The following is an 18,700-nucleotide window of genomic DNA, read 5'->3' as shown; positions in this document are numbered from 1 at the left end:
TTAGGCCTCGCTGCGGGTGGCCGCGGAGGGCTCGGCGGAGGTGTCCTCGCCGGCGGGTGCGGGGGCGTCGAGGTCGTCGTCGCTCCACACCGTGGGCGGGTCGCGGCGGGCGCGGCGGAGAGCGCCGATCGCCTCGATGGACACCCACAGCGCCGCGACGATGATGATGACGTCGAGCACCAGCAGCAGCCACTTGCCGGCCGCGTAGAACTGGCCCACCTGGAGGATCGCCGCCCAGAAGGACATGATGAGCACGAAAAGCAGCGGGATGACAATGGGCCAGATGGGCCGGCGCAGCCGGGTGAGGATCACGCAGACGATGGAGAGCGTCAGCGCGGCCATGAGCTGGTTCGTCGTGCCGAAGAGCGGCCAGATGGTCATGCCGCCGGAGCCGTCGCCGCCGGCGGAGAAGGTGAGTCCCAGGGCGATGAGCAGCGCGATGGCCGTCGCAACTCCGGCGCCCAGGCGCACGCCCATGATCTCCCCGATCTCCTGGACCACCATGCGCTTGAGGCGCAGGCCGGTGTCCATGGTGGTGGCGGCGAAGAGCACCGCCATGGTCGCGAGGATCGTCGCCGAGAGGGAGGTGGGAATCCCCAGCCCGGTGTTGACCAGCGCGCCGCCGCCCTTCACGAAGGCGCCCACCCCGCCCTCGTTGAAGGCCGTGTAGATCTCCTTCCACTGGGTGAGGGAGCGGAAGCCGGCCGTCGTCGCGATGATCGCGCCGAGGGAGAGCAGGCCCTCGCCCACCGCCCCGAAGTAGCCGACAAAGCGGGCGTCGGTCTCCTTATCCAGCTGCTTGGACGTCGTGCCCGAGGCGACCGTTCCGTGGAAGCCGGAAATCGCGCCGCAGGCGATCGTGACGAAGAGGAGCGGCACCATCGAGGGCGAGTTCGCCGGCATCTCCGCGTTGAGTGCGGGGGCGACGACGGCCGGCGCCGAAATGAGCACGGAGAGGTAGAGGATGCCCAGGCCCACGAAGAGCTGGAGGCCATTGATGTAGTCGCGGGGCTGAAGCAGAACCCACACGGGCAGCAGGGAGGCGATGCCGCCGTAGATGAAGAGCAGGAGGATCCACACCGCGTTGGGGCTCAGCCCGAAGAGGCTGTCCGGCAGGGTGATGGGGAAGCGATCGCCGAGGATGATGAGCGCGTAGAGCGCCACCACGCCCACCACCGACACGATGGGGAGATTCCACTTCAGGCGGTAAATCGCCTGCCCCACCAGCACGGCGACGAGGATCGCGCCCCAGGTGGGGATGACCGCGGTGGGCGTCGAGACCAAAAGACTGGAGATGACCACGGCGAAGGCCGTCACCACCATGAGGAGAAGGAGGAAGATCACCACGAGGAAGAGGTTGCGCCCCCGAGACCCGATGTAGCGGCCAGACAGTGTGCCGATCGACTGGCCGCGGTGGCGCTGCGAGGCCCACAGTGCGCCGAGGTCATGCATGCCCGCGATGAAGACCGTGCCGAGCGTCACCCAGAGGAAAGCCGGCAGCCACCCCCAGATCACAGCGACCGCCGGGCCTACGATGGGCGCTGCCCCCGCGACGGAGGTGAAGTGGTGGCCCCAGAGGACGTACTTGTTGGTGGGGACGTAATCGACCCCATCATTGAGGGTGTGGGCAGGGGTGCGATAGTGCTCGCTGAGGCGGAAGATCTTCTTCCCCAAGAACCTCGAATAGATGAGGTAACCGCAGGTCATCATGGCAATCCCGATGATCGCGAGGACCAAGGAGTTCATGGTGGTGGCCTTTCCAGGTTATTTGTTATCCAGGTCACTGTGGTCTCTATCATGACACGTTCGCAGGGGAGGCGACACTGAGGGGTCCATGAGAGGGGGATGAGGGGGAGCCGTGCGCGCGCCAGAACGGTGCTCCTGAACGGTGTTCAACTACCCTGTGATGAGTGAACACCCACCCATTCCGCGCCCCCACGAGCGTCACCATGCGGGCCTCCCGCGAGGGCCGGCACATCTCCGGCGCCGAGCGAATCGTTGACGCCCGCGACGTCCCCGCCGCCAGCGCACTTCTGGCCACGCGGGCCGCCCGCCACCCCCTCGGCCCGCCCGACGAGATGCACATCGCCGCCCACGCCCTACGCCCGGAGGACATCCGCGTGCTGCCCGAGCTCAAGCAGGAGAGCCACGAGCTCCCCAGCGTGGCCGACGCCCGGCACACTCTCGCGCGCATCCTCCGCAGCGCCGGCATCAGCGAGCGCGCCGCCGATCGGGCCCTCCACACCCTCTGCACCATCACCGGCGTGCCCGGGGCGCAGGTCCTCGACGAGGACGGCCGGGACACGGGCGTGGTCGTGCGGGCGCGGCGGCTCGATCACGTGGGCTCCTCCCTCAGCGACCCGCAGAAGAACCATTTTCTCGAGGCCCTCACCCTCGCCACGAAGGTGGCTAGCGCGCCGGGGGTGCTGGCCGAGCTTTGCATCAGCGATGACCCCTCTTACCTGCGCGGATACGTCGCCTGCGCGGGCACCTACCACCGGGTGAGCCCCCTCAAGGAGGAGGGTGAGCCCGTGGGCACGCGCATCATCCTCGTCCGCCGGGGCACGGACCTCGAAGCGCTCGGCCACTACCTGCGCGACATCCCGGTGATCGTCCGATGAGCAGCACCGAGAGCCTCGCCCAGCACGCCGCCGCCCTCAACGAGGCCTGGCGCGCCCAGGGCCTCGAGCGCCACGAGCGGGAGTTCGGTTCCGGGCAGGAGCCGGAGGCGCTCGTCGACGGCCGCCGCGTGCTCCTCTTCTCCAGCTCCAACTACTTGGGCCTGGCCCAGCACCCGCGGCTCCTCGCCGCCGCCACCGAGGCCACCCGCCGCTTCGGCGCCGGCAGCGGCGGGAGCAGGCTCACCACCGGGACCACGGCCCTCCACCGGGAGCTCGAGCGCAGCATCGCCGAGTGGCTCGGCACCGAGGACGCCATCTTCTTCGCCACCGGCTACCAAGCCAACCTCTCCACCCTCGCCGCGATCGGCGGCCCCGACGTCCTCATCCTCTCCGACGAGCTCAACCACGCCTCCATCATCGACGGTGCCCGGCTCGCCCGCGCGCGCGTGGCCGTCTTCCCGCACGGTGACCTCGACGCCGCCGAACGCATCCTCGCCAGCCGCCCGGAGCCCCACGCGCTCGTGGTGAGCGATGGCTTGTTCAGCATGCACGCCGCCGTCGCGGACCTCCCCGGGCTGAGCACCATCGCGCGGCAGCACGGCGCCTGGACGATGATCGATGACGCCCACGCCATCGGCACGCTCGGTGAGGAGGGCCGGGGCAGCGTCGAGGTCCACGGGCAGCACCCCGACCTCCTCATCGGGACGGCGTCGAAAGCCCTCGGCGTGGAGGGCGGTTTTGTGGCCGCACGCAGCGACATCATCCGATTCCTCCGCCACCGCGCCCGCTCCTATATGTTCAGCACCGCCCCGACGCCCGCCACCGTCGCCGCCGTCCACGCCGCGATCACCCTCCTCCGCGAGGACCCGAGCCCCGTCCGCGCCCTCCAGCGCAACGCCCGGCTCCTCAGCACCCTCCTTGCCGACGCCCACCTCATCCCCCACGCCCTTTCCACACCGATCATCCCGGTGCCCGTGGGGGACAGTCGGCGGGCGATGCGCATTGCCGCGCGGCTTGAGGACGCCGGGGTGCTGATCCCGGCTATCCGCTACCCAACGGTGAAAGAGGGCGAGGCCATCCTCCGGGCCACCGTCATGGCCACCCACACCGAGGAGCACATCCGCCGGTGCGCGGAGGCGGTGGTGGAGGCGATGGCGGAGGACGCGTGACTCCAACTGTTCCCTGCCCGTGCTGGTCGGCTAACCTAGCTAGCGTGACTAAGGCTCAGCAGAAGAACGACACGACACAGCAGGACCTGCCCGAACAGCTTCGTATTCGGCGTGACAAGCGTCAGCGTCTGCTGGACGAGGGGAGGGAGCCTTATCCCGTCCGCGTTCCGCGGAGCACCTCGCTGGCCGCGCTGCGGGCGCTCTACCAGGTTGTCCCCGAGGGGGAGGACGCGCCGGAGGCCGAGGGCGTGACCGTCCTGCGGCCCGGTGAGGAAACCGAGGAGATCGTCTCCATCGCCGGGCGCCTCATCTTCATGCGGAATACGGGCAAGCTGTGCTTCGCCACCCTGCAGGATGGGGACGGGACCCAGGTACAGGCGATGCTCTCGCTCCGCGAGGTGGGGGAGGAGTCCCTCGCCGCGTGGAAGAGTGACGTGGATATGGGGGATTTCATCTCGGTGACGGGGCGCGTGGTGGCCTCGCGTCGGGGTGAGCTCTCCGTCATGGCGACGAGCTGGGAGATGGCGTCGAAGGCCCTGCGGCCCCTGCCGGTGAGCTTCGCTGAGATGGCCGAGGACACGCGCATCCGTCAGCGCTACACCGATCTCATCATGCGGGAACAGGCGCGGACGAACGCGCTCACCCGCATCAAGGTGATGCGCGCGCTGCGCAACTTCCTGGAGGGCGAAGGCTTCCTCGAGGTGGAGACCCCGATGCTCCAGACGCTTCACGGCGGCGCTGCGGCACGCCCCTTCGAGACCCACTCCAACGCCCTCGACATTGACCTCTACCTGCGCATTGCCCCCGAGCTCTACCTCAAGCGCTGCGTGGTGGGCGGCATTGATCGCGTGTTCGAGGTCAACCGCAACTTCCGCAACGAGGGCGTGGACTCCTCGCACTCGCCGGAGTTCGCCATGCTGGAGACCTACCAGGCGTGGGGCACTTACGAGGACGGGGCGGACCTGATTCGTCGTCTCATTCAGTCGGTGGCCGAGGAGGTCTTCGGCAGCCAGGTGGTCACCCTCGCCGATGGCAGCACCTACGACTTCTCCGGCGAGTGGCGGGAGATGGAAATGTACCCCTCCCTCAACGAGGCCCTGCACGCCGCCCACCCGGAGCAGCCCGAGGTGACCGTCGACTCCACGGTGGAGGAGCTCAAGGCGATCGCCGAGGTCGTGGGCCTCGAGGTGCCCGAGAACGCCGGCTGGGGCCACGGCAAGCTCGTCGAGGAGCTGTGGGAGCACCTCTGCGAGGACCAGCTCTACGGCCCCGTATTCGTGAAGAACTTCCCCGTCGAGACGTCCCCGCTCACCCGCCAGCACCGCTCGCAGCGCGGCGTCACCGAGAAGTGGGACCTCTACGTGCGTGGATTCGAGCTCGCGACGGGCTACTCCGAGCTCGTCGACCCGGTCATCCAGCGCGAGCGCTTCGAGGACCAGGCGCGCTTGGCTGCCGGCGGCGACGATGAGGCCATGGTTCTCGACGAAGACTTCCTGGCCGCCATGGAGCAGGGAATGCCTCCGACGTCCGGGAACGGCATGGGCATCGACCGCCTCCTCATGGCGCTGACCGGCCTGGGCATCCGCGAGACCGTGCTCTTCCCCATGGTGAAGCCGGAGCGCTAAGGTGGGGCGCTGAGTGAGCCTTGATGAGCCCGCGGCATGAGTGCCGCGGGCATTCTTATGCTTTCTTACTTGCGAGGCTGGCCCTTGTTGCGGCATCTACAAGGGGGAGTGACGAGAGCTTCGCACCGCCTTGCCCCGTGTGGGGAGCACAGACGGTAGGGATACAGCCTGGGAGAGAGAATTAGTGGGGGCGATGGTGATATGCTGTTTGGTATTACCTCAATCAATGAAATGGGTCTGTAGGGAGATATTGACGTGTTAGGGAAGCGCCTGTGGTCGGGGAAGAGTGGCAAGAAGGAGACTTGCCCTCCGGTTTTTGATCCCCGGAAGGTTGAAATCATGATGCCCGGCCAGAATGATAAACTCATTAAGAATTCTGCGATTAGGCAAGCACAGTTTGACGCAAATGTTAAGAGGGGAGGGGCTGCTCCTGAATTTCCTGTTGCATGGACGTCAAAAGACTTATCTTTGGTGGTCGGAGTGTGTGAGTATCTGCGGGATTGTCTTCCAGAAGGTGTGTATGGTCCGAGGACTATTCCCGGTTTTCAGATTTTCCCAGAGCCAGATTGTTTGGCAATAGGCGCGATGGGGCCTGATTATTCTTCGTATCGGGTTATTCGTCCGGGCCCTGTTGGACTTTATGCCACGTATCCACTGGCACTTGACCTTGAAGAAGAATGGATACCCTCGGGTAATTTCAGCCGATTTGAAGATGCGCTAAAGGAGTTTGTTTATAGCTGGCTGGTAACTGTTGGGGGCGTGCAGAAGGGTGAGGATTTTGATTTCGGGGTATGTGCGGAGGGGGTGGAGATGGTTCCCTTCGACTGGGATGAGCATAAGTCATTGTTCACAGCAGGGCAGCAACACTATTTAGAAGAAATCGCACGCGAGACACTTCAATTATTTGGGAAGGATATGACGCCCGAAAATATAAATACGGCCATAACCAAAGGGGATATGATTTATAGGTCTACAACCAACGAGAATGCCTGGTATGTGGGAAATCATTGTCCATACTTTAATAACATTTCCCATGGTCTAAATACGGATATTTACACATTCATGAATATGTTAATTGTCGCTATGGACAGATACAGGAGAAGCCTGTAGACTGCTTCAAGTAGGTCCTCCGAGGCACGGGGTCGGCAGTGGATTTATGTTGGTCTTGGCATAGGTATCTCGGGTCCGTCTTGTCGCGACCCAACAGGTTTCATTAAGTAAACCGTGCCCTAGGGGATACAATCTCAGGGGAAGACTCTGCGAGCCTCCAAGAGAGAGGCGCCCCATGACTATGTCACTTCCCGGTATCGGACAGCTCAGCGAAAATGATTGGCCCATCCAAACTCGCGTGGATTGTGCTTTTTGCCCAGTCGCTGGGGGGCAAAGTCCGTCTCACGGCCGCAGGTGCTCGCGAGGTTCTCTCTGCTGTCACCCTCTTGGCCCGGGTGAAGTTGCTGCGGTGCCCCGGTGACCAGCGAGATTCGCTTCCGCCGTGCAGCACGCTCGCATCTGGTATCCTCAAGAAAACCTTGTGGGGGAAACAACCCCCCCCTGGGAAAGCCCGACACCCTCTCAAGAGAAAGGCACCCCATGACCATGTCACTTCCAGGTATCGGAGAGCTCAGCGAAGGCGAATTCCCTGATGAAGTCATCACGCCCGCACTGGACGTCACCCTCTTTGAAGCAGACATCCCCTTCCGCATTGAGGACTACGACCCCGCGGATAACGACCTCATCGTGAAGGCTATCCAGGCCTTTCGAGCGCTCGAGCACAGCGACCTCCTGCCCGCTACGGACCCGGTCTACCGCTACTACAAGGATTTTTATGATGACCAGTGCGATGACGAAGAAGTCATGGAGTGGCTGCCTGTCATCGAGAATCCCGAGGACGTGTGGAACCACGTGACCATGGGCCGGTGCGAGCCCATTGTCCAGGTCGAGGAACGGGATAAAGAGCGCCATGCGGTCATCTACCTCGAGTGCGAGTGTGAGTGGGAGGAGGAGCACGGCCTGGCCTTCGCTTTCCTCGACGGCACCACCCTCATCGAGGCTGGCCCGTGCGAGGAAGTCTTTTGAACGCTGCCTCGAGCCCAGGCGCTCGCACGGCTTGCGTCGTACCTGGCAGGCCGCATGGCCGCGTATGTCCTCCGCTCAGCTGCGTGAACTCCACCCCAGCTAGCCCGCGCTAATCCCCTGGCTGGCCTCCCGATCAAGCCGGCCGAAGTTGTAATACGCGGCGCAGGCTCCCTCCGGGGAGACCATGCACGTGCCGATCGGCGTGGCGGGCGTGCACGCGGTCCCAAAGACCCGGCACTGCCAGGGCTTAATCCGCCCGGTGAGGACGGAGCCGCACTCGCAGGCCACGGGGTCGGCCACCCGCCGGCCGGGCACGTCGAAGCGGCGCTCGGCATCCCACTCGGCGAAGGCCTCGCTGATCGCCATCCCCGAGCGGGGAAGCCAGCCGAGGCCCCGCCATTCGAAGGTGTCGCGCACCTCGAAGGCCTCGTCCATGAGGCGCTGGGCGATCAGATTCCCCTGCGGCAGGACCACCCGCGAATACTGGTTGTCCACGCGGGCCGGCTCTCCGGAGAGGAACTGCCGAAGCAGCAGCGCCACACCCTGGAGAATGTCGAGGGGCTCGAAGCCGCACACCGCCACCGGCCGGTCAGACTCGCGGGCCAGGAACTCGAAGCGCGCCGAGCCCGTCACCGCCGAAACGTGACCCGGCCCGATGAATCCATCGATGCGAGTACGCCCCTCATCGACGATCGCGCGCAGCGGGGGCTCCGTGAACACGTGATTGGAGAAGACGCTGAAATTCCGGATGCCTCGGGTCCGCGCGGCGGCGAGGGTCGCGGCCGTCGACGGCGCGGTGGTCTCAAAGCCCACGGCAAAGAAGACCACCTCCCGATCCGGGCGCTCCTCAGCGATACGCAGCGCATCCAAGGGGGAATAGACGAACTGGACGTCGGCACCATCGGCGCGGGCGTCCAGCAGGGACTTCTCGGACCCGGGGACGCGCATCATGTCGCCGAACGTGCAGAACGTTACGCCGGGCTGTTGGGCCAACCAGATGGCGTCGTCGATCCTTCCCATGGGGATGACGCACACCGGGCAGCCGGGACCGTGGACGAGTTCCACCGACTCCGGGAGGAGATTCTCCAGGCCGTAGCGGTAAATCGTGTGGGTGTGGCCGCCGCAGATCTCCATGAGGGCGATGGGCCGGCCGAGGCGCTCGGCGTCGGCGGAGATTTGGTGGATGAGGGCGCGGGCGGCGTCGGGGTCGCGGAACTCGTCGACGAACTTCATATCCGGGACCCCTTGAAGGAATCGAGCTCATCCTCGAAAGTGCCGCCGCCCAACTGGCGGATCTGCTGGAGGGTGATGGCCGCCTCCTCCTCGTCGATGAGAGAGAGTGCGAAACCCACGTGAACGAGCACCCACTGCCCGGGAGACACCGCCTCCACAGGGAGAAGATCCGTGGAGATTTCCCTGCTCACGCCGCTGATCGTGACCGTGGCGCGGCCGGGGCTATCAACGCTCGTGATCTGAGCGGGAACGCCGAGACACATCCTGCAGCCTTTCCTTTCCCTGGGGTAGAAGCTCCGGGCGCAGCACCCGATGCTCCTTCATGGTGCGGAGGACCTCCTGGGCGTCCTCCTCGGACAGCACGTCCATGATGAAACCGTGAGAGATGAGCACCCAGTCACCCACCCCCACCTCCGGGGTGTAGGCCGTGCACACGCTGCGATGTTCCCCCTCAACATCCACCTCAGCCATGCCGAGCGGGCCGCCCGCCGGCTGGCAGCGCAGCACCTTTCCTGGCACGCCGAGGCACATCGTCAACGCCTCCCAGATTGTTCGTGGATGTGTACCTCCATCATGCCAGCCGGGGCATGCGTGCACGGCAGACAAGGGTCCACTAACCTGATCGCCCGCTCGAGCGCCGCCGGCTCCGCCCCCGCGGCCACCGCCTGCGTGAGCAGGGACTCCAGCCACGCGGCGTTCTGCGCCGTCGGCGTGAGAATCTGGCACCCCACGAGCGTGCCCTCCTCGGCCTCATACACGTGCGCGAGAAGACCCCGCGGGCCCTCGACGACGCCCACCCCCACGCCACTCGGCCGAATCTCCGCGACATCCCGGGCGACACCCACCTCATCCCCATACAGCTCCGCGCGCGCGAGAAGACCCCGGAGCGCCTCGCAGCTGGCGCGCACCGCACCCAAGCCTGCGCCCGCCTCGCTGAGCGCCGGGCCCGTGCGCCACGGGTAGTACCAGGAGCCCACCCGCACATCGGGGCGGCAGTCCGCGGAGCCCGGGCGGGACTCGCGGACGCGCTCCGGCCACTCCTCGACGGGGAAACGGAGCGGCTCCGGTGCCCCGCGCACGACCACCTCCGTGCCGAGCGGACCCGGCTCCAGGTTGAGGTCCACTCCCTCGGGCCAGGGCTCAGCGCGCAGCGGCTCAGCGGAGACGCCGGGGGCGGAGAGCGCGGAGGTGAGCTCGTCGAGAAGGGGAGCGGCCTCCTTGAGCAGGGCGGAGTCGGCGGGAGCGCGCACCCCGCCCACGACGGCCACATCCGGGAAGTGGCCCGGGCAGCCGGCGGCCCGAAGCAGCAGCGTGCCGGTGCGGCGGGCGAGGATCGCGAGCTCACGGTCCACGCCCACCAGGCGCGGGGCGAACGTGTCGATGACACTGCCGTGGTGGAGAAGCTCCCGGACGGCGTGCGCGGTGGGGGTCAGCTCCACGCCGCCGAGCAGGGACTCCAGCGCGCGAATGCCCGCGAGGTGGTGTGGGGTGGGGCAAATGCCGCAGAGGCGCTTGACGATCGTCGGCACCTCCGCCACCGGCGAACCCAGAAGGGAAGGCTCCAGCCGCGGCAGCGCCCCGAGATCCAGGTAGGCCCGCGGCCCCGGCTCCACGCACACGTCCACCCCGAAGGGGTTGATACTCTGCCCGACGCTGACGGTTGGCATGGCCTCATCACTGTCCTCTCGGCCCGCTCACCACGGTGTTTTCGCAGCTCAGTATACGTGGAAGGGAGGGGCGCGCATAATAGGGGCATGCATGAACTGAGCCTGCTCCGGGGCGTGGTGGACGCCGTCGAGGGGGTCGCGCAGGGGCGCACCGTGCTGCGTGTGGGGCTCGACGTCGGCAGCCGCAGCGGAGTCATCCCCGAGGCCCTCGACGGGGCGTGGCCGGTGGCTCGGCAGAACAGCGTCTGCGAGGGTGCGGAGCTCCAGGTCACGGAGATCCCCGCGGCCGTCTGGTGCCCGAGCTGCGGCTGCGAGCGCGAGATCGACGAATTCTTTGCGCTCACCTGCCCCGTCTGCGGGACGCCGACCGCCGACCTTCGGCACGGGAGGGAATTCCAGGTGACCTTCGTGGATGTGGAATGAGGGGGTTTGAGAAGACTGCGACTGGGAGCCAGACTATCACCAATGGTGTGATGAGAATGACAGTCATGTAGTTTCTCTTTAAGTTGAAAATGAGAGTACCTTAATCGGGGTCTGTTTGGATTCTGAGAGAAGGGTATGTGTTGTGAAGTCGTTTGCTCGTGCTTTGGTGGCTGTGGGTGTTGCTGCGGGAGTGTGTGTGAGTGGGTTGCCGGTGGCGGGTGCTGCCGGGGTTGATTTTTTGCCGTGGCCGTTGCCGGTGTGGGGTGGCGAGGTTTCTCAGCCTGATCGTGGGGTGCATAAGACGACGAGTGATGGGTGGGGGTTGCATGTGGAAAAGTCGGGGGAGCGTGTTTTTCTTGCTCCGGCGTTGGATGGTTCTGTCACGACTGGGCAAACGTATGGGAGTATGAATTTCCGTGCGTGGATTGATGGTCAAGGTGAGCCTGAACTTGATGCGATGTCGTTTGAGGCTGGGTATCAGATCGGTTGTGGGGTGAGTATTCCTGGTGGTGTTGATGCGGAGCTTGCTGGGGCGTTGGGCTCCTCGCCGACGATGCGGTTGGGTGGGGAAGCTGGTCCGAGTGTGAGCGTGAAGCTTCCGAATGTGCAGGGTGTTGATGTTTCTGCTGATGCTCGCGGGAAGGCTGAAGTGGGGGTAGATGGGAAGGCTGAGGTTGCCCCTACGGTGTCTGCTCATCTTGAGCCGGGTGCGATTACCAATGTGGTGTTGGTGGATAAGCAAATCGATCCGGGGTATAAGCGTGTTGCTGGTGGTTTTGAAGGGGCGGACATCCAGATTCATGGGTGCCTTGGGCCGGTGAGTGTTCGTTCTTATGCGACTGTTCACACGGCGTCTGCGACCTCGATGGATGCGATCACTGTGTACGGGGATCCGCAGCGGATTCGTTAAGTGGTGCAGTAACGGGGTGGTTTCACGGTAGTTGGTGGTTGTAGAGGGTCATCGTGCGGACGAGATTGTGTATCCGGTGTCTGGAGTTGGCTTGGATTGCTGGGCTTGTTTTTGTCGGCGGTATTGGTGCCGAGGTTGTAGAGGCAAAGGAGCCTACTGCGGAGGATATTGCCCGGTGTGAGAGGGAGAAAGCTGCCAGGGAGAAGCAATGGCAAGATCTTTATCTTGCAACCCATCCGGGCCATGTTGGTGCGATCCCGCCGAATCCAGCGCCGTATATTTGTGGTCCTGTCCCTGATGATCCCCCGCAAGTTGATCTGCCGGATGCTGGTGGGGCGAGGCGGGAGTATCACGGGTTTGATGTCCCGAATCGTTATGCCGATGATATGCGGGTCGGGTCTCCACGGACGGGGCTTCGTGAAAGGCAGGAAGAGCGGCGGCGGCGTGTTGAGGCGAATCAGGAAAAGTATGGTTCTGGTGTCAGCACTCATGCGCCTTCGCCGGCGGCGGAACCTGAAATGCGCAGAGAAGAGTCCCCTGCGCCTTTAGGGGAACATTCATCTCAGGATCAAGGTGCTGATGATGTTGTCGTATCCGGTGATTCCAGGCGTGATGACGATAGTGTGGGTGCTGATAGTAGGGAGAGTGGTTCTTCCTCGTTAGAAAATGCGCCGGATTCTAAGCAAGGAGAGGTGCCTTCCCCTCCCGGTGGGGACAGCAACAATGATGAGAGCCGGGTTGTTGGGAGTGCGCGTTTTTCTGGGTGGAAGAAAGCTTTGCTTGGTATTGTGGCGGCGCTTTTTGCTGTTGCGGCGGTGATGTGTGGGATTGGTGTGGTCGGTGCCCGGCGGGGCCGGGTGTGGCGGATGGTGATTCCGTGGTCGAATCGGCGTCGGCAGAGCCTGGTGCTTTTAGAGGATTCAGATTCTGATCGGGAACAGTTTTTCAAGGTGGATGTCCCTGTTGGTGGGCAGATGAAATCCACTCCTGAGGGTGGGGTGGTTGTTGTTGATGCTGCTGGTGAGGTGGTGTCGGAAATCAAGGCGCCGTGGGCGGTGGATGCTGCCGGCCGTCTGGTGGAGACTCATTATGTTGTTGACGATGCCCGTGGTGGTATCACCCAGGTCATCGTGCCTACCGAGAAGACGGTGTTCCCTGTGCTGGCGGATCCGGATGAGGAGAAGCCTTCGTGGTGGCAGAAGACGAAGAATGCTGGTTCGAAGGTATGGGGTGGAACGAAAAACGTTGCGAAGAAGACGTGGCATGGTACGAAGCGTGTGGCCCATGGTGTGAAAACCAGTGTGCGAAAGGGGGCCGGCTGGGTTGGGCGGAAGCATACCCAGGCGCGTGTTGCGTCACAGGTTGCTGTTGATCATTACTCCAAGTCGGATAGCAAGGTTGTTCGTGGTGTAGCGAGGACCGGCCAGGTGGGGATGCATGTTGGGGACGGTGTGTATGAAGTCGGTGAGCAGACTGTTGAGGGCACGGCTCCGTTAGTGGGGATGGGTGCTGATGATGGTCCTGGTGTGGCGGAATCGTGGAAAGAGGGTCCGGGTGCTTTGGTGGGGGCTAGTGACACGGTCAGTGTTGGTCAGGCGTGGAAACAGTTAGGTAAAGACACTGTTGCGTGGGATGAGTTTGCTCGTGGTGAGTATGCCAAAGGTGTTGGCAAGGCGGGCACGAACATCCTTGGTTTGGTGTATGGGGGTAAAGGTGTTCAGTCTGTATCGCGTGTAGGGCGTGTTGGCAGGCGTGTTGGGCGGTCGCTTCGTGAGACTGATCGCTTGGAAGGTGGAGCACGGCGTGTTGAGCGACTAGAGCCGACGCGGCCTGTTTCTGGTGATAAAGTTGCGCCTAGTCGCCACGAGCATAGTGGTCCTGTACGGGAGCATCCGGTCACGGATGTTGAAGCGCCCGGTGGGGATGTGCCGCGAACTGTGCCGGTGCCTGTTGATAAAAAGCCTGCGCCAGTTCGGGGTGTGGTGTTAACTATTCCGGATAGTGGTGTGTGGAAGGAGTACCCTAATCCGCAAGCTGTAGATCATTTTTTGCGTAATGATTTGTTTCTTCCTCCTGGGTCTAAGCCGTTTGGGGTGGATGAGCATGGGCGTGCTTTGAGCGAGCTTGAGTATGCGCAGACGTATTTGAGGCGTGATCCGCTGGCTCGGTATCCTCTTGCCTTTGATGAAGGCGAGAAGGTTGTGCCGCGGTGGCGAGAAGATGTGGATCGTGGTTTTGCTGCTGATCCGCCTCCGGTGAGGAGGTTGTTGTCTGAGGTTCCTGCGGGGAAGTTGTTTGCTCGGATTGGGTATCCTGGTGGCACAAATTTTACGGATCCTGGTGTGCCTTTTAAGGATCTGGCGATGCCTGCCCATAATTTGGCGCAGGAGTATCATGTGTATGAGTTGGTGGATCCGTCAAAGTTGGACGATGATTGGGTGATTATCGAGGGTAAGGTGGCGAAAGATCATGCTCAGCCTGGTGGTGGCCCGCAGTACCTTTTCGAAGGGCCGCACCCCATGACAGGAGAGATTGGTATACGATCTGCTAAGGAAATATTTAATTTTAAGATATTCCGCGAGCTTGATGATCGTGAAATTGCTGGTGTATTAGAAACCATATGGAAGCAGATGAAAGGCGGTAAGTGATGATGGTGTGTAATGACTTTGATCCGCGAAAGATTGAAATTATGTTGCCGGGAAGTAATCCGGTGCTGGATAAGAACACTCAGGCGAGACTTGCTAGGTTTGAGAATTATCGTGATGAGGGCCGAACTGTACCTGATTTTCAGGTAGCATGGACGTCGGAGGATTTGTCTTTGGTGGTTCGAACGTGTGAGTATTTGCGGGATCATCTGCCTGCGAGTGCGTTTCGGTTGGAGACTATTCCTGGTTTTCAGATTTTTCCGGAGCCGGATTGTTTGGCGATTGGGGCAACTGGTCCTGTGTGTGGTTCGTATTATGCGATTCGTCCTGGGCCGGTCGGTCTTTTTGGAGCTCATGAGTTGAGTGACTGGGAAGAGGAAGTTGTGGGTTCTGGTGCGTATAGCCGTTTTGAGGATGCACTGAAGGAAATCGTTTTCGACTGGTTGTTAAGTATTGGTCGCGTCTTAGATTGCGATGTATTGTCCTCTGGAATGTGTCCCGGTGGGTTGGATATGCAGCCGTATAACTGGAACGTGCATAAGTCATTATATAAACCGGAACAGCAACGGTATCTGGAAGAGACTTCTTTGGCTTTCATAGATTCCAGAGGACTGCCTCGCACGCGGGAAAATATAAACAAGTATATCACGCACGATTGGACTATTTTCAGGTCTACCGTTAATGATGATGCCTGGTTTATTGGCTACGATGCTCCTTATTTTAAGAATTTGGCACATGGATTGAACGTTGATATCTTCACATTCATGGACAAGGTTGCCGTGGCCATCGCTGAGCGCAAGAAGGAGCGGTAGCTTTCGCCCCGAAGATCCATCCGCAGCCGCCCCCCAGCAGGTCTACTCCCCGTCCCCTGCCCACTCAGTGAGGATCTCTTGGGCTCGGGCGGCAGCTTCAGGGACGCGGGCGGCCACCGCTGGGCTGAGCCCCACTCCGGGGTCCACGCGCTCGGGGACGATCCCCACCGCGGCCACCTCCTCCGGCTCCGCCCCGAGCAGCCGTGCCGCAGAAAGCAGGTCAAGCAGCCCCACTTGATGCGGGGAGAGGGAGGCCTCGCGCAGCCTCGGCAGCTGATCGCCGGTGAGAACCACCACCTCGCCCGGTTCCTTTCCCGCGATGGCGTCGAGGAGGAGCAGGTGGGTGGCGTCCTCGAGCACGGGAAGGAGCTCCATCCCGGAGATTCCCCCGTCCACGCACTGGACCCCCGCCGGCAGGGAATCAGCCACACCCGCCTCCCGCGCGGTACCATCTCGGCGGCCGGCGGCGTCGGGCATCCATGTGTCCTCCGGCTGGCCGCGGAGTGCGGCGAGGATGGCCTGGCCGGTGCCGTCGTCGTGAAGGATCGGGTTGCCGACGGCCAGCACCGTGATATGGCGCCGGCCCCCGGACCCGGGGGTGTGCGGCTCAGTCAATGCGCGGCCCATCGAGCGGCTGGGCGCCTCGGCGCAGCCAGACCGCGCCGTTAATCATGGAGGAGACGCCGCCGTGGCGTTCGAGGGTGTCGGCGCGCACTGCCAGGTAGATGTGGATGATGACGAAAGCCCAGATCACGTACATGAGCAGGGCGTGAATGAGCCGGGTGTCCGGCACCCCGATCCAGTGCACCGGGAAGGACAGCACCCGCCAGAAACCGCTGTACTGGTTCGACAGTCCGTAGAGTGCCAGGCCGGTGCCCATCTGGATGATGCACAAGGCGTAGAGCCCCGTGTAGGAGAGCTGCTGGAGCGGGTTGTGGGTGATGTAGAGCGGGCCCTCGCGGTCCAGGAAGGCGTAGTGGCGGATGGTTCCCCACAGGCCGCGGAAGGACTCCCGGGAATCGAGGGGCCACATGGCTCGCCATCGCAGCTGCTTGTGGCGGGAGAAGATCCACAGCCACACGCGGACGGCTCCCATCGCCAGCCAGCCCACCGCGGCGATCACGTGGATGAGCCGCACCCAGCCGAAGAAGTAGCCGCTGCCGTCGGGAATAGGGGCCGGCGCCGGCAACCACGAGGGGTTCATGATGTAGTAGCCGCTCACCGACAGCGTCACGATGAAGAACACGTTGAGCCAGTGGAGGATGCGGATGGAGAGCGGCCACAGGGGCACGCGCACCCACTGGGTGGGGTTGTGGGAGGCTCGACGCTCCGCCTTCGCGCGGCTCTCCACGGCGAGGGCGATGAAGCCCTGGAGGGTGAACTCCTCGCTGCCCTCGGGCGCGGTGGCCACCCCGAGCAGGCGCTGCCCGCGTCGGCGATGGCTTCGCGCGTGGCGCACCAGCGCGGACCTTTCCTTCGCGTTGAGCGTGGAGCGCTCGAGCACATCCTCGAGTTCTCCGCGCATGATGCGCTGCCCCTCGGCGAGGGCCAGCGAGTAGCGGCGCTCCGCGCTCGCCGGGGAGAACTCCGAGGGGACCGCCGGGGAGAGGTCCGGCGCGTTCGCGCGGAGGGAGGCGCGGAGGGCGGAATCGACGGGGTCTGTGCTCTCAGCGTCCGGGACGGCGGCCGCCAGCCGCAGCAACTCCCCGGAGCTCAGGCGGCTCGCGGAGTAGGCGCGGACGGGGCGCACGACGAGGGCGTCGACCGGGGCTGTCATGGGGTCATCACCTCGTACACCTTCTCGCCCTCCGGGTTGAGGACGTGGACCGCGCAGGACATGCACGGGTCGAAGGAGTGGATGGTTCGCAGGATTTCGAGCGGCTGATCAGGGTCGACGAGCGGATGCTGGCGCAGCGCCTCCTCATAGGGGCCGCGCTGGCCCTGGGGGTCCCGGCCGCCGGCCAGCCAGGTGGTGGGCACCACTGCCTGGTAGTTGGAGACCGCGCCGTCGGTGATGTGGATCCAGTGGCTGAGGCAGCCGCGGGCCACCTCGATCATGGAGAAGCCCTCGCAGTCCTCGGGCCAGGAGTCCGGCTCCCAGCGGTTGGGGTCAAAGACGTCGATGTCCCCCTGGGCGAGGTTCTCGATGAACTCGGGGAGGAGGTGATCGCAGAGGGCCTCCGCCGTCGTGACGGCCTCCACCGCGCGGGCGAGGGTGCGCCCGCCCGTCGAGTTGAGCTGGGGGACGGAAATCTTCAACGAGGCCAGCGCCTTATCGACGAGCTTCTTCGTCGTCTTCTCCTTCTGGAGATACGCGACGAGCACCCGCGCGAGCGGCCCCACCTGCGTGGCCCGCCCGTCGTAGCGCGGGGCCTTGGACCAGGTGTAGCGGCCGTCCTTCGCGTCGCCGAGCCAGGTGTAGGGCGGCTGCGGGCCGGTGTAGGTGGGGGTGGTCTCCCCGACGGAGGGGTGCAGGCCCTCGGAGTCCTTGCCCTCGCCATAGCTGAACCACGCGGAGGAGATGTACTCGCGGATCTTCTCGGCATCCACCTCGTGGAGGGCGGAGTAGTCGCCGTCGAGAATGACCCCGGGGCGGACCTCCGGGTGGACGCGGGAGACGGGCTGGCCAGACGGGCTGCCCGCGTAGGTAGCGCCGGCCATGCCGACGGCGAGGAAGGTGTCCGAGGAGCGGCCGATATCGAAGTAATCCTTGTAGACCCCCATGATGGCGAGGGCGTCGGGGAGGTAGCAGCCCTCGATGAACTCGCGGATTTCCTTCGCCCAGGCCTGGATGTTATCGAGGTTGACCTGGTTAAACGTCTCCGACTTATCGGGGTCGATGGAGCAGGCCATCCCGCCCACAAGGTAATTCGGGTGCGGATTCTTCCCGCCGAACACCGTGACAATGCGGATGATGCTGCGCTGGAATTGGAGGGCGTCCAAGTAGTGGGACACTGCCATGAGGTTGGCCTCCGGGGGAAGCCGATAATCCGGGTGATCCCAGTAGCCGCCCGTGAAGATGGACAGCTGCCCCGAGTCAAGGAGCCCCTCGACCGTCTTCTTCACCTCCGTGAAGCGCTCGACGCTATTGCCCTTCCACTTCGAGCCGATCGAATGGGCGAACTCGACGGCCTTCTGTGGGTCCGCCTTCGCCGCGGAGACCACATTGACCCAGTCGAGGGCGTGGAGGTGGTAGAAGTGCACGACGTGGTCGTGGCTCTCCTGCGCGGCGTTGACGATGTCCCGGATGAGCCGCGCCTGCCGCGGCGGCTCCGAGCCGATGGCATCCTCCACCGCGGTGACGCTGGCCACCGAGTGCGTGCCGGTGCACACGCCGCAGATCCGGCCCACGAAGGCCCACACATCGCGCGGGTCGCGGCCCTCCACGATGGTCTCAATCCCGCGGTACTGGGTGGTCTCGGACCAGGCGTCCGTGATGGTTCCGTTCTCGTGCTCCACCTCGATGCGCAGGTGGCCCTCGATGCGGGTGATGGGGTCGACGACAAGACGCTCAGCCAT

17 protein-coding genes are annotated in these 18,700 nt (G+C 63.8%); 9 read left to right on the top strand and 8 right to left on the bottom strand.

The window, feature by feature from the left end:
• Complete coding sequence (locus tag L1O03_RS08430) at positions 1–1,746, bottom strand: carbon starvation CstA family protein (protein WP_236119340.1); 1,746 nt, start codon at positions 1,744–1,746, stop codon at positions 1–3.
• A 164-nt stretch (positions 1,747–1,910) separates the two neighbouring features.
• Between L1O03_RS08430 and L1O03_RS08425 the strand changes: the two genes are divergently transcribed.
• The 5 genes from L1O03_RS08425 (at position 1,911) to L1O03_RS08405 (ending at position 7,491) form a co-directional block, all read left to right on the top strand.
• Positions 1,911–2,621 carry a 6-carboxyhexanoate--CoA ligase gene (locus tag L1O03_RS08425; RefSeq protein ID WP_236119339.1) on the top strand — a complete coding sequence of 237 codons (711 nt, stop codon included), beginning with the start codon at positions 1,911–1,913 and terminating at the stop codon, positions 2,619–2,621.
• On the top strand, positions 2,618–3,790 hold the full coding sequence (locus L1O03_RS08420) for an aminotransferase class I/II-fold pyridoxal phosphate-dependent enzyme (protein ID WP_236119338.1): 1,173 nt from the start codon (positions 2,618–2,620) through the stop codon (positions 3,788–3,790). Before L1O03_RS08425 ends, L1O03_RS08420 begins: the two co-directional genes overlap by 4 nt.
• A 44-nt stretch (positions 3,791–3,834) precedes the next feature.
• Positions 3,835–5,415, top strand: coding sequence for a lysine--tRNA ligase (lysS, locus tag L1O03_RS08415; protein ID WP_236119337.1), 1,581 nt, complete (start codon positions 3,835–3,837; stop codon positions 5,413–5,415).
• Between the two features lie 255 nt (positions 5,416–5,670).
• On the top strand, positions 5,671–6,525 hold the full coding sequence (locus L1O03_RS08410; RefSeq protein WP_236119336.1) for a hypothetical protein: 855 nt from the start codon (positions 5,671–5,673) through the stop codon (positions 6,523–6,525).
• A 486-nt stretch (positions 6,526–7,011) separates the two neighbouring features.
• Positions 7,012–7,491 (top strand): DUF6985 domain-containing protein, encoded by a 480-nt coding sequence (locus L1O03_RS08405; protein WP_236119335.1) that lies wholly within the window; start codon positions 7,012–7,014, stop codon positions 7,489–7,491.
• A 99-nt stretch (positions 7,492–7,590) separates the two neighbouring features.
• Here L1O03_RS08405 and hypD read toward each other — a convergent pair whose 3' ends face one another.
• Genes hypD through L1O03_RS08385 form a run of 4 tightly spaced genes read right to left on the bottom strand, consistent with a single transcriptional unit; the run spans position 7,591 to position 10,391 of the window.
• Positions 7,591–8,724, bottom strand: coding sequence for a hydrogenase formation protein HypD (gene hypD, locus L1O03_RS08400; protein WP_236119334.1), 1,134 nt, complete (start codon positions 8,722–8,724; stop codon positions 7,591–7,593).
• Positions 8,721–8,987 carry a HypC/HybG/HupF family hydrogenase formation chaperone gene (locus L1O03_RS08395; protein WP_236119333.1) on the bottom strand — a complete coding sequence of 89 codons (267 nt, stop codon included), beginning with the start codon at positions 8,985–8,987 and terminating at the stop codon, positions 8,721–8,723. The genes hypD and L1O03_RS08395 overlap by 4 nt, the downstream gene beginning before the upstream one ends.
• Complete coding sequence (locus L1O03_RS08390; RefSeq protein ID WP_236119332.1) at positions 8,950–9,243, bottom strand: HypC/HybG/HupF family hydrogenase formation chaperone; 294 nt, start codon at positions 9,241–9,243, stop codon at positions 8,950–8,952. The genes L1O03_RS08395 and L1O03_RS08390 overlap by 38 nt, the downstream gene beginning before the upstream one ends.
• Before the next feature lie 14 nt (positions 9,244–9,257).
• Positions 9,258–10,391, bottom strand: coding sequence for a nickel-dependent hydrogenase large subunit (locus L1O03_RS08385; RefSeq protein ID WP_236119331.1), 1,134 nt, complete (start codon positions 10,389–10,391; stop codon positions 9,258–9,260).
• Positions 10,392–10,478: 87 nt separating this feature from the next.
• Between L1O03_RS08385 and L1O03_RS08380 the strand changes: the two genes are divergently transcribed.
• The 4 genes from L1O03_RS08380 to L1O03_RS08365 all read left to right on the top strand — a co-directional run bounded on the left by L1O03_RS08380 (position 10,479) and on the right by L1O03_RS08365 (position 15,181).
• Entirely contained in the window at positions 10,479–10,814 is a 336-nt protein-coding gene (locus L1O03_RS08380) for a hydrogenase maturation nickel metallochaperone HypA/HybF (protein ID WP_236119330.1), read from the top strand.
• 142 nt (positions 10,815–10,956) lie between these two features.
• Positions 10,957–11,724: an MspA family porin gene (locus L1O03_RS08375; protein WP_236119329.1), complete on the top strand. Its 768-nt coding sequence runs from the start codon at positions 10,957–10,959 to the stop codon at positions 11,722–11,724.
• A gap of 65 nt (positions 11,725–11,789) precedes the next feature.
• Positions 11,790–14,372: a TNT domain-containing protein gene (locus L1O03_RS08370; RefSeq protein ID WP_236119328.1), complete on the top strand. Its 2,583-nt coding sequence runs from the start codon at positions 11,790–11,792 to the stop codon at positions 14,370–14,372.
• Positions 14,372–15,181 carry a hypothetical protein gene (locus L1O03_RS08365; protein ID WP_236119327.1) on the top strand — a complete coding sequence of 270 codons (810 nt, stop codon included), beginning with the start codon at positions 14,372–14,374 and terminating at the stop codon, positions 15,179–15,181. The genes L1O03_RS08370 and L1O03_RS08365 overlap by 1 nt, the downstream gene beginning before the upstream one ends.
• A 42-nt stretch (positions 15,182–15,223) precedes the next feature.
• Here L1O03_RS08365 and L1O03_RS08360 read toward each other — a convergent pair whose 3' ends face one another.
• From L1O03_RS08360 to L1O03_RS08350, 3 genes are read right to left on the bottom strand one after another with little or no spacing between them, the layout of a single operon-like run.
• The gene (locus L1O03_RS08360) at positions 15,224–15,808 is read right to left on the bottom strand and encodes a HyaD/HybD family hydrogenase maturation endopeptidase (RefSeq protein ID WP_420830321.1); all 585 of its coding nucleotides are present in this window, start codon (positions 15,806–15,808) and stop codon (positions 15,224–15,226) included.
• Entirely contained in the window at positions 15,789–16,958 is a 1,170-nt protein-coding gene (gene cybH, locus L1O03_RS08355) for a Ni/Fe-hydrogenase, b-type cytochrome subunit (protein ID WP_236119325.1), read from the bottom strand. The genes L1O03_RS08360 and cybH overlap by 20 nt, the downstream gene beginning before the upstream one ends.
• Positions 16,955–18,700, bottom strand: a complete 1,746-nt coding sequence (locus L1O03_RS08350; RefSeq protein WP_236119324.1) for a nickel-dependent hydrogenase large subunit — start codon at positions 18,698–18,700, stop codon at positions 16,955–16,957. The genes cybH and L1O03_RS08350 overlap by 4 nt, the downstream gene beginning before the upstream one ends.

The organism is Corynebacterium uropygiale, from assembly GCF_021568315.1.
Classification (GTDB): Bacteria; Actinomycetota; Actinomycetes; order Mycobacteriales; family Mycobacteriaceae; genus Corynebacterium; species Corynebacterium uropygiale.
Note: the sequence above shows the minus strand (reverse complement) of the source record. Positions and strands in the feature narration are given on the sequence as shown.

What these genes read in the sequence shown, in the direction of transcription:
- L1O03_RS08420 (WP_236119338.1), top strand. Translation starts at nt 2,618, where the DNA reads ATGAGCAGCACCGAGAGCCTCGCCCAGCACGCCGCCGCCCTCAACGAG.
- hypD (WP_236119334.1), bottom strand. Translation starts at nt 8,724, where the DNA reads ATGAAGTTCGTCGACGAGTTCCGCGACCCCGACGCCGCCCGCGCCCTC.
- cybH (WP_236119325.1), bottom strand. Translation starts at nt 16,958, where the DNA reads ATGACAGCCCCGGTCGACGCCCTCGTCGTGCGCCCCGTCCGCGCCTAC.
- L1O03_RS08430 (WP_236119340.1), bottom strand. Translation starts at nt 1,746, where the DNA reads ATGAACTCCTTGGTCCTCGCGATCATCGGGATTGCCATGATGACCTGC.
- L1O03_RS08350 (WP_236119324.1), bottom strand. Translation starts at nt 18,700, where the DNA reads ATGGCTGAGCGTCTTGTCGTCGACCCCATCACCCGCATCGAGGGCCAC.
- L1O03_RS08405 (WP_236119335.1), top strand. Translation starts at nt 7,012, where the DNA reads ATGTCACTTCCAGGTATCGGAGAGCTCAGCGAAGGCGAATTCCCTGAT.
- L1O03_RS08395 (WP_236119333.1), bottom strand. Translation starts at nt 8,987, where the DNA reads ATGTGTCTCGGCGTTCCCGCTCAGATCACGAGCGTTGATAGCCCCGGC.
- L1O03_RS08385 (WP_236119331.1), bottom strand. Translation starts at nt 10,391, where the DNA reads ATGCCAACCGTCAGCGTCGGGCAGAGTATCAACCCCTTCGGGGTGGAC.
- L1O03_RS08365 (WP_236119327.1), top strand. Translation starts at nt 14,372, where the DNA reads ATGATGGTGTGTAATGACTTTGATCCGCGAAAGATTGAAATTATGTTG.
- L1O03_RS08380 (WP_236119330.1), top strand. Translation starts at nt 10,479, where the DNA reads ATGCATGAACTGAGCCTGCTCCGGGGCGTGGTGGACGCCGTCGAGGGG.
- L1O03_RS08360 (WP_420830321.1), bottom strand. Translation starts at nt 15,808, where the DNA reads ATGGGCCGCGCATTGACTGAGCCGCACACCCCCGGGTCCGGGGGCCGG.